Source organism: Enterobacter sp. RHBSTW-00901, assembly GCF_014103115.1.
Taxonomy (GTDB): Bacteria; Pseudomonadota; Gammaproteobacteria; order Enterobacterales; family Enterobacteriaceae; genus Enterobacter; species Enterobacter cloacae_P.
On record NZ_JABXPB010000001.1, the window covers coordinates 1,118,264 to 1,134,179 of the forward strand.

Below are 15,916 nucleotides of genomic sequence, written 5' to 3' on the forward strand. Positions count from 1 at the left end.
CCTAAATGATAACTTACCTGAAGAAAAGATGCCTGGCTCGCCCAGGCATCGCGCCATTTTGATGGTTGCCATCATGATGAGGCGTTGGCATTTTAACAGACCCTGACCTTTCAATTTTGTTCTGGTAACGAGTTTGCGAGCAAAGCGATGATTAAGTGGCCCTGGAAATCGAATGAAGCTGGTCCGAGCATGGCGCTGCCGTGGGATGAAGCGCTGGCGATCCCTGTACTGGCTAATCTCCAGCCGGATGAGCAGTCAAAGCTGATTCAGCTGGCAGATCGTTTTTTGCAGCAAAAGCGCCTGGTCCCACTACAGGGTTTCGAACTGGATCCCCTTAAAAATACGCGTATCGCCCTGCTTTTCTGTTTACCTGTACTGGAACTGGGTATTGAGTGGCTGGATGGTTTCCACGAAGTGCTTATCTACCCTGCCCCGTTCGTGGTGGATGATGAATGGCAGGACGATATCGGCCTGGTGCATAACCAGCGGGTGGTGCAGTCCGGGCAAAGCTGGCAGCAAGGGCCGATTATCCTGAACTGGCTGGATATTCAGGATTCGTTCGATGCTTCGGGATTCAACCTGATTGTGCATGAAGTGGCGCATAAACTGGATACCCGCAACGGCGATCGTGCCAGTGGTGTACCGCTAATCCCACTTCGTGAAGTCGCGGGATGGGAGCACGATCTGCATGCTGCAATGGATAACATCCAGGATGAGATAGACCTGGTGGGTGAAAGTGCGGCCAGTATTGATGCTTACGCTGCAACCGATCCCGCAGAGTGTTTTGCCGTACTGTCAGAATATTTCTTCAGCGCTCCCGAGCTTTTTGCCCCCCGCTTCCCGGCGCTGTGGCAACGTTTTTGCCATTTCTATCAGCAAGATCCTCTGCAGCGTTTACGTAAAAATGGCGAACCCGGCGATAACATATCCGTCCAGGTTCATTAAAACAGCAGTTTGCAGTTTAATTAATCAATTGAATCAGCGTGTTAATTTTAGTGTTGACACAAATTAGCGAGGCCATTAACATGCGCCTCGTTCACACGATTCCTCTGTAGTTCAGTCGGTAGAACGGCGGACTGTTAATCCGTATGTCACTGGTTCGAGTCCAGTCAGAGGAGCCAAATTTAAGAAGCCTGCTTAAGGAAACTTAAGCAGGCTTTTTGCTTTTCTGCGTTCTGAAAAATTGTCCGGCAGCGCTGAGCTTACCGGACTGACAGAACCCCTCACCTAAATCTGGTAATCAATTGCGGTTTCTTCTGGCTCCATGACCTGGCGTTTAATCTCATCCACCGACAACCCGGCATTGCACAACTCAATAAACCGCCACACGTAGTTGCGCTGCAACTGGCCCCGCTTGAGGCCCAGCCATACGGTATTAGCATCAAACAGGTGGCGGGTATCAAGACGCACCAGGTCCCCCACGTCATGCTCGCCACCGGACTGTTCCGCTACCAGGCCAATACCCAGCCCTAACCCAACATATGTTTTGATGACGTCCGAATCCTGGGCGCTCAGCACCACATCCGGCGTTATCCCTTTGCGGTTGAAGGCCTCGTCAATGCGCGAACGTCCGGTAATACCCTGCCGGTAGGTAATCAGCGGCCATTTGCCGATCTCTTCCAGCGTCAGCGGTGAAACCTGATGAAGTGGATGATCTACGGGAAGTAATAAACTGTGGTGCCAGCGGAACCACGGGAATGCCACCAGCAGCGGATCGTTGCTCAGCCGCTCGCTGGCGATCCCGATATCTGCCCCACCGTTTTGCAACAGCACGTCAATTTCCTGCGGGGTGCCCTGAATCAATTCCAGACGCACATCCGGGAAGAGCTCACGAAACGCTTTAATCACTGGCGGCAGGCTGTAACGTGCCTGCGTGTGGGTCGTGGCGATGGTCAGTACGCCTGAAGCATCATTGGTAAAGAGATCCGCCAGGCGGCGCACATTACTGGCCTCGTTGAGGATCCTCTCCGCGATGGTCAGCAATGCCTTGCCAGGCTCCGTCATGCCAAGCAGGCGCTTACCACGGCGGATAAAAATCTCAATACCAAGCTCTTCTTCCAGCTCGCGGATATGGCGACTGACGCCCGACTGGGAGGTATAAAGCATATTGGCGACTTCAGTCAGGTTGTAATCCCGTCTGGCCGCCTCACGGATAATTTTAAGCTGCTGGAAATTCACGATTCACTCCGGCACATCTGACATAACACTATTGTTAAAGTCAGTTGAGCTGCAGAACAAATAATAAAAACCAGCATCTTATGCTTTTATGGAATATCAGCTCACGAGCTGCAGTTCACGATTTTCCAGCGATGGCTTGCTCACCAGAGACATCAAAATTTCTTTTACCGCCTGCGCCTGCGGTGACAACGAACCGCGGGCTGACATGTTCAGCGACAGCGGTAAGCTCATGGATGGTGTCGTGATCCGCGCCATCCAGCCATTTGCCGCACTGCACAGTGCACGCGCGGCAGATTCCGGCAGAACCGTGACGCCCATCCCGCTGGCAATAGCCGCGGTCAGCGTTGAGATAGAGTCAATTTCGCCAATGATTTTTGCCGTCAGACGTCGCAGCGAGAACGCTTCGTCCACGCGCACACGCACGGCGCTGTAATCACGCGGCAGGAAGAGATTCATCTCTGCAACGGCAGTTAAATCAACGCTCTGCCCCGGGCAGTCACGCGTCCCTACCAGGTAAAGATCTTCTTTCAGCAGCGGCTGGCTGGTGATCCCGGCAACCGGAGAACGGTCGTAAAGCACGGCCATATCCAGCTGACCATTAAGCAGCTTGTCATTCAGTACAGACCCGCTGTTCTCGTGCAGATAAACCAGCACATCCGGCAGTTCGGCACGCACGGCCTGCAACAACGGCATGGTAATAGAGGAGGCCGCCGTTCCCGGAGCCAGCCCGATGGAAACATGTCCGCTCAGCGTATGACCCACACTGTTCACCGCCAGCTGAGCCTGTTCGCACTGGCGCAGAATGGTACGAGCATGGGTATAGAGAATTTTGCCTGCTTCTGTTGGGGTCACGCCGCGTTTTGTGCGGATAAGCAATTGCTGATCCATCTCACCTTCCAGAGTCGCCACTTGCTGGCTCAGCGCAGGCTGCGCGATATGCAGCACTTCCGCCGCTTGCGTCAGGCTGCCAATATCGACGATTTTTACGAAGTATTTCAGTCGTCTTAAGTTCATTTTGCCCCCTGTTCGAAATGCTGTGCCGGTACTGGCTGTCGTTGTTGAACAGGTTTTGCAATATGAATGCCAGTTTTTCAAAGAGGTCTGATTTGTTGCTAACCGCCTGAAAATAAGGAAACCTAATCATTGATGTTGGTTTTATTACTGAAACAGCAGTTTATGATCTGCCCCATAAGGGGTATGCCCGCACCATAACGGTGCATTTCGTTGTCAAAAACGTCACTTTGCTGATTTTGTCAGCAAACGATCAAAAGGCATTGATCCACCCTTTGACAAGCACCGCTGACGTCGATAATATGCGCCCCGTTCACACGATTCCTCTGTAGTTCAGTCGGTAGAACGGCGGACTGTTAATCCGTATGTCACTGGTTCGAGTCCAGTCAGAGGAGCCAAATTTAAAAAGCCTGCTTTTAAAGCAGGCTTTTTGCTTTTCTGCGTTTCATCTCCATCGCATCTGACATAGCAATCTGCCCGCACGCATATTGAGACTAACGTGTCAGCAGCCGGACGACATTGACCAGCTGCTGACATAAAGTACAGATCCCCTCAATCACTTACCGGTGCAGACGTAACGTACTGGCAAGAGATGATATAGCCGATATAGCACAGGCCACGCCAAACACATAGACGGCAAACTGCGCGCCCGCGTGCCCTGTTAATCCATTCAACAATGCAATTATCATCGCAACCAACGCTGCACCAATAGATTGCCCTGCAGTTCTGGCGGTTGACAGTACTCCCGAGGCCGTTACCGTTCGGTTTGCCGCGACATTTGAAAACATTTCCTTGTTGTTTGGCGGAAGGAAGAAACCATAACCAATGCCGCAAACCGCCACGCGCCACAGAAAATCCCCCACCGTCGCGGCTTCCGGCAACAAGGCCAGTGAGCCTAAACCAAGGCAAAAGACCATTACACCGACAGTAGATATCTGGGTCGGATTGAAACGGTTTGATAGCCTGCCCGCAAGCGGGGCGCAGAACGCCACGGCAACCGGCCACGGGGTAAAGATGTATGCAGATTCGAGCACGGAGTAGTGATAAGTATGCTGCAACACAAAGGGCAAGCCGACCAGTGCCATCCCCTGAGCGACAAACATGGAAACAGAAGAGAGCACCGCAAAGCTGTATTGTCTGGAACGAAATATATCAAGCGGCAATAAAGGGTTCCTGGAACTTATCTGGGCTTTTAAAAAAATGGCAAACAGCACGACAGACGCAACCGCGCAAAATATCAGTGTGCGATTATCCCAGCGCCCGATTTGATCAACAGCAATAACCATCAAACCTAATGCTGCCGCTGAGCTAATCGCCCCACGCCAGTCGAAGCCCTTCTCTTTTTCAGTATCCCCTCCCAGGGAGATAAACGCGCACACAACAGCAAGTCCTCCCAACGGGATATTAATGTAGAACAACCAGGGCCAGGACAGGTAAGAGATGATCAAACCACCCAATGCAGGACCAATGGCCGTGCCTACCGCAAATACAAGCGCATTCAGTCCAAATATCGTTCCCAGCGAACCGGGTGGAAAGATCACCCGATACAGACCTAATCCAACGCTTATCATCACCGCATAACTCCCCCCCTGGAGTACGCGCATGGCAACCAGTACGCCAAAGGTCGGCGAAAGGCTACAGCCCAGCGAAGACAGAGTGAACAACACCATCCCGGCCGTGTAGAAACGTCGCTCCCCTATCCGTGTTCCCAGCGATGCGCAAATCAGCATTGTTGCCGCGCTGGCAACCTGATAGCCGTTGGTAATCCAGATACTGGAGGCCGAATCAACCTGTAATGCACTGGCAATGGAGGGCAAAGCGATATTCACAATGGAACTGTCCAACGACGCCATCAGCACGCCTATCAAAATAGCCGCAGCAGCCAAATAGCGTCTTGGTGTCTCAAATCCTTGTTCTAAGGTACTGCTAACGCTTACCAACGACATATACTCAAATCCTGTACTGGAATGAAATTACGCGCAAAGACTTTCGCTCTCAACGCCAGCTCCTTCGAGGTAAGCCAGCATGCCCAACATAAGTACCTCTTCAGGTCGGGCGATCACGGGAGAACGTGGTGCTTTCCAGTCCTGTTTACTCCCGTTTATACGGATACTCCTGAGGAAACAGTAGGTAGTGAGAACATAAAACCGATTGCGCATGTTCTCGCCCATCAGTGGGATCAAGCCAGAAATCCCCCCGATTTCCGGGATTTCGCTAAGAATATTGCCGTAGTCTTGTTTCGCCAGAACGAACATAAGTTCATCTGACATTGGTACTATTTTGACTGCATCTTCAACCTCGGCGGCCAGTTCGTGCCAAAACGAAAATGCAAACCGGGAAAAACCGAAAAGCGGATCGAGACCACGGACAGAAAAATCAGGGTCAATAAAGCTGGTCTGAGAACGTTCTTCGTTGTAGAGCACGTTACCAAAATGAAAGTTGAAATGCGCCTTTTCAACCGAACGAAATGCTTCGCTCCTGGCCATTTCCAGCGATTTTTCAAAGACCTCTCTGGCAGAGATATTGAAGCGGGTGCCATTGAGCAAAACCGATTTATTAAAGAGATCGTGCGCAAAACGCGTACCTTCCCACTCCTCCATCAATCGGGCTGGCATATCGTTCGCCAACGCAGAATGGCTATCGATTTCAAGGCTGATGGCCTTTTGTATATTTTCCAGCGCAGACTGAACAATTCTCCGCCGCTCTGCCAGCGATCGCCGCTCATCAAACACGATGTTGGATAACGGGAGTGAGTTTTTCTTTTCAAGAACATAGAATTGCCGACCGGCGGCCAGCCCGTCGTGCAAAACCGGAACCATAAGTTCAGGATAGATTTCGTATAATGCTTGTATCTGCTCGACTTCAGCTTTTAGTTTTCCATTAAAAGCTTCAGACCTCGCGGTCTTCACGACAAAACCAGAGCTCAAAAAATCAACGGTATGTGAACTTGTCATTTCTCAATCCCCAAAAAAGTGGCAACGGGTAGTCCCTGCGCAATATTGCGTGCTACGTCCCGAACAACAGCCGTATAACCGACCGTATTGTTAACAAATGACTGGATGATGACTTCACTCAGATTTTGGTTTGCCAGATACGCAGGGCGGAGAATTAGCAAATGATTCGGGTCAGAGAGAATTGTTGAGCACCGGCGTTCATAGGCATAAGCCCGTCCCCCCAGAGGTGTCCTGGAGCCCATGACAATATGAGGATGCGCTTTGCTTACACGCTCAATAGCCTCTTCAATGAGACTGATGCTTAACGCGCCATTATCTTTAACGATAAAGCGGTTTATCTGATATCCTGGCGCATGAACTGGGGCACGTAGCGATACGGTATTTACCAGCGGTGCCCACGGCATTACTTTTTTCTGGCTCATCGCAATTTGGGAAAAACTAGGACGGAGATTGTCACGCGCATCCTGCATTCGTCCCTCAAACGATCGAGTACCAAGCACGCCATTGGGCGTGTCAGGATGCACAATATCGGTTTCAACCGCCACAATATGAGAAGTGTTGCAATTAATGGCGCTGAGTGCGCCGCTCACAACACGCAATGAAGCATGCATACCATTGGTCTGGCAGGATCCCAAACAGTACATGCCGGATTGAACGACCTGGCGTTGTATCGTGCTAATATCGTCGCGGGTCAGATCTCCCAGACAACCGTAGATACTTGGCAGGCTATCTGCCTCAGCAACACCCAACACAACGTCGGCCAGCTCCAGCATATTTCGGGCCACAGGGCTGTTCAGATCCATATCCTGTTTGCTGGTCGCGATAAACCCAATATCAAAACGCCCTTCGACCAGCGGTCCCCCTTTAGCTAAATCGCCAAAGAAGAAATGAATTTCACGACCGTCAACTAGCAGGGTTTCACTGTTGATAATGCTGACCCGGGATTGTATACCGGGATGTGCCATAGCCAGACGAGCCACAATGCCGTCAATCGGACGCAACTCTGGATAATGTTTATCGACAGAAGGTGGATTCGTTACAACGGTCTGAATCGCGAAACCATCCTGCTGCGGATCGTTCTGAATCAACAGGTTTGCACCAATCTCAGCACCACAGCCAACCAGTATTGCCTTTTTCACTTCAATCACCTTTAACCCTATGAATTTACGCAAATATGTTGAGAAGAACTTAATCCCATGAAAACATTTTCAGGAAGTCAATGACGGGCATATCATCCAGCTTCGCCCCTGACGTCAGGGTCTCGGCCAGACTATCCGCCCTATCACGCAGCGGGCTGTCAGAAAGATTTAGATGGAATTTCGTCAGAAGTGCGTCGAAACATTCTTCACGGCGACGGACATGACCGAGCGGATATTCGATAAGTGCCGATATTTCTTCCGCCATCCCATGACACTTGATATAGAGCGCATTCGGGATCGCGCGTTTCTCCGGGTCGTAGTAGCTTTCGGTAAAAGAGGGACGTTCAGTGCAGGTAATTTTCTGGCGTAACGCCTCCAGTCGGGGATCTGAAGCAAGCGGTTCATGAAAATCCTTAATGGTCAGATTTCCGGTTTGAAGCCCCACAGCAATCATGTACTGGAGACAGTGATCGCGATCGGCAGAATTATTCAGTGCACCAGATTTATCAATAATTTGAATCGCTGGACGTGTGGTTTCCACACGAACATATTCGATACTCTCAGGGGAATAACCTTCATCTATTATCCGCTTACGAAGGCAAATAGCCGCCTCAACTGCGGTCTGGGCATGATATTCAGCAGGATTGGGAACTTTGAACAGGATATTCTGGATGACAAAATCTGATAAATTACGCGTCAGATTGAACGGTTGTCCTCTCAGTACCGCATCATCAAATCCCCAGCGACTGGCTGTGAGTGCCGTTGGATATCCCATCTCACCAGTTTGCGCAAACAGCGCAAACTGCAGGCCACGTGCCGTTGCATCTCCAGCAGCCCATGATTTACGTGTCCCCGCATTTGGCGCATGTCGATAGGTTCTAAGAGAATGGCCATCGATAATCACATTGGACAGTGCGCTGAGCGCTTGATCCTTTGATAACCCCAGAATCTGGGCAGCAGCGATTGCAGAGGCCACCTTGACCAACACGACGTGATCAATGCCCAGCGCATTAAAACAGTTAGACAGGCACAGTACACCATGAATTTCATAAGCACGAATCATCATGTTCAGTACGGCAGCCATATTGACAGCCGACTGATGACTATCGGAGAGACTACGCCACGCCGCAGCAGCCAGAATAGCCCCCAGGTTATCGGATGGATGCCCCCATTCTTGCGCAAGCCATGTATCGTTAAACTCAAGCCAGCGGATCATTGAGCCGATCTGAAACGCCGCTTCGATCGGCCCCAGGCGTAGTGCGGTGCCCACTACAGGTACACCCTGGCTGTTTTTACTGAATTGCACACTGCGCATCAGCCTGGAACAATCAGAATCAGTAGAGGCAGCAATCGCACACCCTATCGAATCCAGCAGACAAAAACGCGCCAGGCGGAGCGTCTCATTATCAAAGGTTGCTTGCTCATAAGCATAGTCAACCAGCTCGATCATTATTTTATCAAACTCAGCGTGCGCCATATTTTATCCCATATACGAAAAGAATTTTTCACTAATACGAATAATGAAGGCCAGGGAAGGCATAAATTTGCATATAAATAATTAGATAACCAGTTGATCTACAAGTGCAAAGTAAAAATCCAGGCCTCACACATAAAATCGTAATTTGCATGGCAATAAAAAACCAGCGAATAAAATCGAGGTATACATCGAAAAGATTGATACCCCGCCGTATTATGGTGTGAGTAGTCGATACAATAGGATTTTAAAGCGCGCAGGATATTAAAAAGAAATATGTGGATTAATGCCAAACCGTCTCTGTAAAAACGTTCCGACAACATTCATTGCAAGCCAACAAGGAGGGAGACACTGTGGAACTCTGCACAATCTCATCAGTAAGTAATTGATAAACATATCATTATTTATACTGGATTTTTGGGTGACGACAGGAATAAGTGATTAAATTTCAACCACCCCTCCCAATTTTTGTTCGTTCAACACTTTGGATTAGAAACATAGTGACAAACTCATTGCCATAAATTATAAATATTATCGAAACAATGAGTTAACTTTCAGCATGAGGTCTCAAATGAAGATAAGTGAACTTCTTGCCTTCGTGACAGTCGTGGAGACAGGGAATATAACCCAAGCCGCAGAGCGCCTGAATCGAGTGCAATCCAGCATCTCCCACCGAATACGGAGCCTGGAGGATAACCTTGATGTCATCCTTTTAGACAGAAGAACAGACGGGTGCTCACCTACTGCGCAAGGCCAGATACTTTATGAGTATGCGCTAAAAATTCTTAACCTCGCGGATGATTGCAAAAACAACATCTCCTACTCTAAAAACAGTCAGTTGACCATTAGGGTTGGGATAATTGAATGCTTACCTCCCTATATTATTAGTTCATTGATCGATTTAGGCCAGGATCTAGGCTGGAATATCGACATTTCTATAGGAAATACAATAAGTTTACTCAGCGCCTTCGATAAAAATGAGTTCGATGCGGTAATCATCGGTGCCGGTTTTTCCAATGCACAACATGCGCGAACCCTATTACTCTCCAGTGAATTGGTGATTATTACTGAGAAAAGTCATCCTCGTATAACCGATATATCCAGTCTGGATGGCGAGGTTTTTTTGCTTAGTAGCAAAAAATGTGCAACTTCAACGCGCAATTTCAATGTGCTCTTCGATGAAGGAAATATCACACCAAAACGCGTGGTTGAATGTGGATCCTATCCTGTGCTGTTTTCAAGCATTGCCGCTGGTAAAGGAGTGTCGCTCGTATTGCGTTGCTCGATCAGTGGTGAAGTAAAGAGCAAGATAAAAACTCATCAGCTATCCGGCCAGTTCAATGATTTCAAAATAGAGCTTTTATCCCGAACAGACTGTGCCTATCTGGATAGCGCCAAATTTACAGATATGGTGGCTTCCGTCTTTCAGGACCCACGGCTGCGCGATGTCGGCTACTAGCATACTTGTACAGGCATTACACGATATCCTTTCATCAGGAGCACTATTGATAAAATTCACTAAACGGAGATACCGTGTCGTTTATGGAGGAGCCGATAAAAGGTTTCAGGTTTCTTACTGATTAAGCAGTAAAGAGTGGGAGAGCATCTACTTAACGCATGCCCTCCCACCGGATGAACGGAAGCCACCTCGTGCTTTGATGAGGCAATGCCCTGGTAGCAGTGCATTTCCGGTGTTACGAAGATTCGCGAATGCTGATCAACTTTTTCGTTCTGAACTTCACCAGAATGATTTTCATCATCGGTACTTCAAAGTACTTGTACACAAATGACGCGCAGGCAATTGACAGAATCAGCGTAACCGCAATAAGCCCTCCTCCTTCCACCAGATCAAACTTCCTTCCCGCCGTCAAATTCAAAAAATAGAAGAGCACTAAAAAATGTACCATATAGAATGCATAGGAGATCTCACCTAACCAAACCGATGTATTATGGTTAAATACCGTCTTTCTGGTTTTTAAATCATCACCCGCAAGAGAAGTAATTAACAAACAAACTGGAATGATAAATACAACACTCATACTGAACTGGAATGGGATATACATAGATCCGATATATGTTGCAACAAGTAAGGCAAGCGAGGTAATTTTCGGCAGCATGATTTCCCGTCCATTGATCAGCAATCGCGCAGCAAACATACCGGCCAGAAACTCAAAAATTCGTGCTGGTGGGAAAATATATGACATCCAGAAGTGATGCTGGGAAATGGGAAAAGCCCCCATCATTTTATTCGGTTCAACCCAGCTATAAATGGACATTTGGACCAGGAAGGAGGCTGCAGTGACAGCAATTAATCCCAGAAAATCATACTTTTCAGGTATGGCTTTCATTATTCTAAAAAGGAATGGGAAAGAGAGATAAAACATCGCTTCAATGCATAAAGACCAACTGGGTCTGTTGCCCACAAAGAAGTATCGCACATCGTCAAACCAGGTATTCAACAACAGTAGATTTGATGACCATAATTTATACTGATAAATACTAATTGCACCAATTATAAATGCAATGGCCCAGGTCAGACAATGAGTGGGGTAGATTTTAGCAAAACGCCGCAGGTAAAAATCCCCGACAGTATCGCTATCTTTGGCTGACCACACCATAATAAATCCGCTTAGTATAAAGAAATATGAAACCCCTAACCATCCGGCCTTACTAACCATAACCGTATAAATATGCTGAATGGTTGGGTCTGCAAATGGAGCAAGATCGCTGGGCAGTGATGAATGAAATAAAAAGACTAAAAAAGCGGCCCAAAATCGACTTCCGGTGATCGAAGGCAGTTTGGGTCGCAACGATAACTCTCCTGTAGTCATTGGGTTCCTCCCCGATATTTTATTAGCTTCGCCGTGAATAGCATCATCATTGACTTTTCTGGTTATTACAAAATTCATTACACACCCCTATAGATAGTATTTTTATCGACAATTTATTTCCAAACTAATATTAGACTACAGGTATGAAACATTAATAACGGCAAAGCAATATCTTCCCGGATCAATAGAAACCAGGCTGTTAAAAAACTAACGCACGGAGAACTTATTTATATTCTGCAATCACCACTTTGTTCATTGCTAAATATCGACAATTCCGTATCCTGACTGGCGTTTTTCTATATAGCTAAATCCTTGCTCCCCCAAATGCATTCCACCAACAAGGATCCTGTCTGAGCTAACGATATCAAGGATCCTGACTCGTGTCTCTGCTGCCAATTGTGGATCCGAATCGAAGGCTATCGATACATCTGGTTTTAATAATTGGATATGGGGAAAATGGACAATATCGCCCCAAATTAACAAATTTCCATTACTACCCTCGATTCTGTATCCCGTATGACCAAGTGTATGGCCTTTTAAGGGAATCGAAAAGACACCAGGTAAAATCTCACCTTCATTAATTAAACGAATTTTATTCTGATACTTTTTGAATATACTCCGCGCTAAAAGGAAATTACCTTTAACACGATCGCTGACAGACTCAAAATTTTCATCATCTTCTATGTAATTAAATTCATCAGCGCTGATCAGCAATTCCGCAAAAGGAAAAACGGCCTCTCCTTGTGAGTTTATCAACCCACCAATATGGTCAGGGTGGGTATGTGTGAGCAGCACTGCATCAATATCATCAGGTTTGATCCCAAGTTCAGCAAGATTGTTAACCAGGTTACCTCCCCAGCCCTTAATACCACCGGCACCACTATCGATCAGGATGTTCTTCCCTTTCCGTCGGACCAGAAAAGTATTAATATGAACCGCATTATGCTCACGTATGCAGGCATTGTCCTGAATTTGTCTACACTCAGACTCGTCTACATTTGCAAGCAGTCCAAAATCAACCTGGAGATAGCCATCGCTTACCGCGGTGACAGAGACATCACCAAGATTCTTCAATGGAAATTTTTCACTCATGATTTATCCTTCAATTTTTAGCACTAATACTATCAGCGTCGTAAAGAAAACAGCGAATTCTCGCCACAACGCCCATTTTTTCTTTAATTAAGATATCAACCTGATGCAAAAACTCATCCATTACAGGTTTGCTACGAAAAACTTCCTGTCTGAGTTTCGCCTCAAAATAAACAGGTGTCCCAAAACCTATCTCCGTAGTTAAATAGCTAATGTGGATATTATTTTCTTTTGCTTTCAGAATTTCCCTGGCCAGATTAGCTAAAGAAGTTGAGAACTCAGCAAAAGCACTGGAAGCTATCCGGTGACTTGCAGATGTATAAATAGCAATGCTGGGCATTTGATGTCAGCTCCTGTGAATAAATATCATTACGTAATTACACCACCCCAACCTTAAATTAGGCGCATTCTTTTTATAACATCAGGATTAACAACCGTACCGATCCCGGCATCACCACGACGGAGTTGGTCAATCAATTCCATACCTTTTATGACTTTTCCGAATGCAGTATAATTTTGATCCAAAAAATGGGTTCTGGTTGAGGTGATAAAAAATTGATGGCAGGCACTATGCGGATTTCTCGATCTCGCCATTCCGAGAGTACCGCGTTCAAACGGTAGGTTATTAAATTCCGCAGCCAGCTTAGGTAATGATTTGTGATCAAACTCCGTATTCCTTACCGGGTCACCCGTTTGCGCCATGAACCCCTCAATAACCCGGGAGAATGGTATACCCTCATAAAATGATGACTGCACCAATGTTTTTATTCTTGCTACATGATTAGGTGCAACGTCTGAAAATAATTGCAGCGTTACGGTTCCGCTATTCAGTTCCATCTCAATGATTTCACCTTGAACATCTAACCATCTCAACGCAGCAGGAAGCACTACGGCACCAGTGCATAAACCCAGGCATCCACCGATAAACAACCGACGATTCATATAATTGACTCCATTCCCATAACAGGGATTTCCACCCGCTGCTATATTTATTCATTAACAGCGCTCATGCACTCCTTATCGATTCTGATGACCGTCAATGTGTATTAACCTTCTCGATAAACGAAATAATTTCGTCGGTGAGCGCATCAGGTTGTTCGAAATTTGGTAAATGAGAAGCACCAGGAATGACATGTAATTCTGCATTGCGCTTTTGCGCCAGACGCTGCGCATAATCTTGTGGCGTCAGTTTGTCCTCTGCACCTCTGACCACAACGGCCCTGACACCGGGAATATGCATATTTGTCAAATCAGTATCGGCAATAGCTAAAGAACAGCCAGAGAAAGCTTCAACCGTTGTACGACGCAGCATCTGTCTTAGGCCATCAGCCTCGGGAGAGTCGATAAATTTCGGCGTAACCCAATTGCTGATAATGCCCCTTTCAAGATGCTCAAGACCATGCTGGAAAACATCTTCCGCCCGCGCACGCCATACCGAAGGTGGAGCGGCATTCACCAGTGAGGTATCGATAATAACCATACCCAGTACCCGTTCAGGCAATTTGAATCCGATCCATTGCGCTATCGTGCCACCTATCGAGACCCCGGCGACATAAAACGTATTGATTTTCAGGTGATCCAGCACAGAGATAACATCATCGGCCAGATCGGACATTGAAAACGGTAACGCATTGACCGCACTTAGCCCGTGCCCCCGAATATCCAGTCTGACAACACGATAGCGTTCGGTTAATCGCGGCATCTGCAAATCCCAGAGGTGCAAATCCGTTCCCAGGGAGTGAAGAAGTATCAATGTCGTCGCATTTTCAGCTCCCTGTACGTCGACATGCTGAGTTAATTTAAGTGGTCGGATAAACATTTAATGCTCCGTATTATTATTTTTACTTTTATCATAGGCTCCACATAATGTGATCCAGGCCCCCCCTCAGATACACCAGTGAAACACTAAAATGATGGATATAACGTCCTCCACATTCTTGTTAGTATTATTAGAGCAATTGTCATCCCTGCTCTAATGGATAATTTCGATATCTCTATCGAAATTGTTGATACGTGAAAGGGTCTAATGAGCAGAGGCCGCACCCGCGCACGGCCCTATACAGGGGGATTTTTCGGTATAAATAACGCGTGGAATTTGCCAGTCTTTTACGTTAGCTACACTCTGGCGGAAAAACCGGCAATATATTCAGAACCCAATCTTCACCGGCATACCTGACCGACGTTCCAGCACGGCACCAGCGCCTTCGGCGGTGAGTTGCGCCCGTAATGCAGGCGAGATCGGCAGTGGCACTTTATTCGTCGATTCAAATTCAGCGCGGTTACGTGACAGCGGCTCATGCACTTCTACCCAATGGCTACCATCCGGTTCAGTGGTCGTTTTGACGGGACGATCGATAAACTGCACACGCGTGCCTACCGGCACGTTATCGAACAGGTATTTAATATCATTGTTGCGCAGGCGGATGCAGCCCTGGCTGACGCGCAAGCCAATACCAAAGTTGGCATTAGTGCCATGAATAGCGTACAGCTTACCAATGTAGATCGCATACAACCCCATAGGGTTATCCTCACCCGGTGGCACGTAGGCCGGTAATGTTTTCCCCTCTTTCGCATACTCACGTCGGGTGTTCGGCGTTGGCGTCCAGCCTGGCGCTTCCTGCTTGCGCTCTACTCTCGTCACCCAGTTACGTGGCGTTTCGCGTCCTGCCTGACCAACACCAATTGGCAAAACATCCACGGTATTGCTCCCCTCCGGGTAGTAGTAGAGCCGCATTTCAGCCACGTTAATCACGATGCCCTGACGTGCGGTGTCCGGCAAAATCAGCTGCTGGGGAATGGTTAGCGAAGTACCGGCTTTCGGCAAAAAGGGATCCACGCCAGGATTGGCTTCCAGCATGTTGCTCAGCCCTTGCCCGTACTGCGCAGCATAATACTCCAGCGGTTGGGTATTTCCTTTCGGAACGACCACCGTTAACGGGGCACCGACAAGACGGCTACCCTCAGGTGGAAGCGGATACGTAACGGCCAGAGCACAAGGGGCGACGGCGGCAAGCACCAGAGCAAGCGTGGATAAACGGATCATAATTTCCCTGTTATAAAACATGGTAGTGATAGGCTAACTATAACCTCTGGTTGAAGATTTTGTGAGGAAAGCCATACGAACAGACCATCTCTTCGCTGGCACATCATGCAGAAAAACCCGCATCCAGTAATCTATTCATGTTAAAAACCAGCACAATATGCTAAAGAAATCGTGCCAGAATAGAGAGGCTTGAACAG

At 47.7% G+C, this 15,916-nt stretch carries 14 protein-coding genes and 2 tRNA genes; 4 read left to right on the forward strand and 12 right to left on the reverse strand.

What is annotated here, in order from left to right; translation table 11 throughout:
- Positions 1-147: 147 nt before the first annotated feature.
- A complete protein-coding gene (gene mtfA, locus HV318_RS05515) occupies positions 148-945 on the forward strand; it encodes a DgsA anti-repressor MtfA (RefSeq protein ID WP_182271913.1) in 798 nt (265 codons plus the stop codon).
- Positions 946-1,045: 100 nt separating this feature from the next.
- Positions 1,046-1,121: transfer RNA gene (locus HV318_RS05520), tRNA-Asn, on the forward strand.
- Between the two features lie 106 nt (positions 1,122-1,227).
- On the opposite strand, the gene cbl is transcribed toward HV318_RS05520, so the two are convergent.
- On the reverse strand, positions 1,228-2,178 hold the full coding sequence (cbl, locus tag HV318_RS05525) for an HTH-type transcriptional regulator Cbl (protein WP_182271914.1): 951 nt from the start codon (positions 2,176-2,178) through the stop codon (positions 1,228-1,230).
- Positions 2,179-2,274: 96 nt separating this feature from the next.
- Positions 2,275-3,192 (reverse strand): nitrogen assimilation transcriptional regulator NAC, encoded by a 918-nt coding sequence (nac, locus tag HV318_RS05530; RefSeq protein ID WP_182271915.1) that lies wholly within the window; start codon positions 3,190-3,192, stop codon positions 2,275-2,277.
- Positions 3,193-3,511: 319 nt separating this feature from the next.
- Here nac and HV318_RS05535 point away from each other — a divergent pair.
- A tRNA-Asn gene (locus tag HV318_RS05535) sits at positions 3,512-3,587 on the forward strand.
- Positions 3,588-3,749: 162 nt separating this feature from the next.
- Here HV318_RS05535 and HV318_RS05540 read toward each other — a convergent pair.
- From HV318_RS05540 to HV318_RS05555, 4 genes are read right to left on the reverse strand one after another with little or no spacing between them, the layout of a single operon-like run.
- Entirely contained in the window at positions 3,750-5,135 is a 1,386-nt protein-coding gene (locus HV318_RS05540; RefSeq protein WP_182271916.1) for a DHA2 family efflux MFS transporter permease subunit, read from the reverse strand.
- Between the two features lie 27 nt (positions 5,136-5,162).
- Positions 5,163-6,143 carry an aminoglycoside phosphotransferase family protein gene (locus HV318_RS05545; RefSeq protein WP_182271917.1) on the reverse strand — a complete coding sequence of 327 codons (981 nt, stop codon included), beginning with the start codon at positions 6,141-6,143 and terminating at the stop codon, positions 5,163-5,165.
- Positions 6,140-7,282: a hypothetical protein gene (locus tag HV318_RS05550; RefSeq protein WP_182271918.1), complete on the reverse strand. Its 1,143-nt coding sequence runs from the start codon at positions 7,280-7,282 to the stop codon at positions 6,140-6,142. Before HV318_RS05550 ends, HV318_RS05545 begins: the two co-directional genes overlap by 4 nt.
- A gap of 49 nt (positions 7,283-7,331) precedes the next feature.
- Positions 7,332-8,759, reverse strand: coding sequence for a bifunctional 2-methylcitrate dehydratase/aconitate hydratase (locus HV318_RS05555; RefSeq protein ID WP_182271919.1), 1,428 nt, complete (start codon positions 8,757-8,759; stop codon positions 7,332-7,334).
- A gap of 568 nt (positions 8,760-9,327) precedes the next feature.
- On the opposite strand from HV318_RS05555, the gene HV318_RS05560 reads away from it, so the two are divergent.
- On the forward strand, positions 9,328-10,215 hold the full coding sequence (locus HV318_RS05560) for a LysR family transcriptional regulator (RefSeq protein WP_182271920.1): 888 nt from the start codon (positions 9,328-9,330) through the stop codon (positions 10,213-10,215).
- Between the two features lie 235 nt (positions 10,216-10,450).
- On the opposite strand, the gene HV318_RS05565 is transcribed toward HV318_RS05560, so the two are convergent.
- From HV318_RS05565 to ldtA, 6 genes are all read right to left on the reverse strand, one after another.
- Positions 10,451-11,665: an acyltransferase family protein gene (locus HV318_RS05565; RefSeq protein WP_182271921.1), complete on the reverse strand. Its 1,215-nt coding sequence runs from the start codon at positions 11,663-11,665 to the stop codon at positions 10,451-10,453.
- 180 nt (positions 11,666-11,845) lie between these two features.
- Entirely contained in the window at positions 11,846-12,679 is an 834-nt protein-coding gene (locus tag HV318_RS05570; protein ID WP_182271922.1) for an MBL fold metallo-hydrolase, read from the reverse strand.
- A 10-nt stretch (positions 12,680-12,689) separates the two neighbouring features.
- Positions 12,690-13,016: a hypothetical protein gene (locus HV318_RS05575; RefSeq protein ID WP_182271923.1), complete on the reverse strand. Its 327-nt coding sequence runs from the start codon at positions 13,014-13,016 to the stop codon at positions 12,690-12,692.
- 53 nt (positions 13,017-13,069) lie between these two features.
- Positions 13,070-13,618: a peptidylprolyl isomerase gene (locus HV318_RS05580; protein ID WP_182271924.1), complete on the reverse strand. Its 549-nt coding sequence runs from the start codon at positions 13,616-13,618 to the stop codon at positions 13,070-13,072.
- A 94-nt stretch (positions 13,619-13,712) separates the two neighbouring features.
- The gene (locus HV318_RS05585; RefSeq protein WP_182271925.1) at positions 13,713-14,495 is read right to left on the reverse strand and encodes an alpha/beta fold hydrolase; all 783 of its coding nucleotides are present in this window, start codon (positions 14,493-14,495) and stop codon (positions 13,713-13,715) included.
- A 327-nt stretch (positions 14,496-14,822) separates the two neighbouring features.
- Positions 14,823-15,719, reverse strand: a complete 897-nt coding sequence (gene ldtA / locus HV318_RS05590; protein ID WP_182271926.1) for a L,D-transpeptidase LdtA — start codon at positions 15,717-15,719, stop codon at positions 14,823-14,825.
- Positions 15,720-15,916 lie beyond the last annotated feature (197 nt).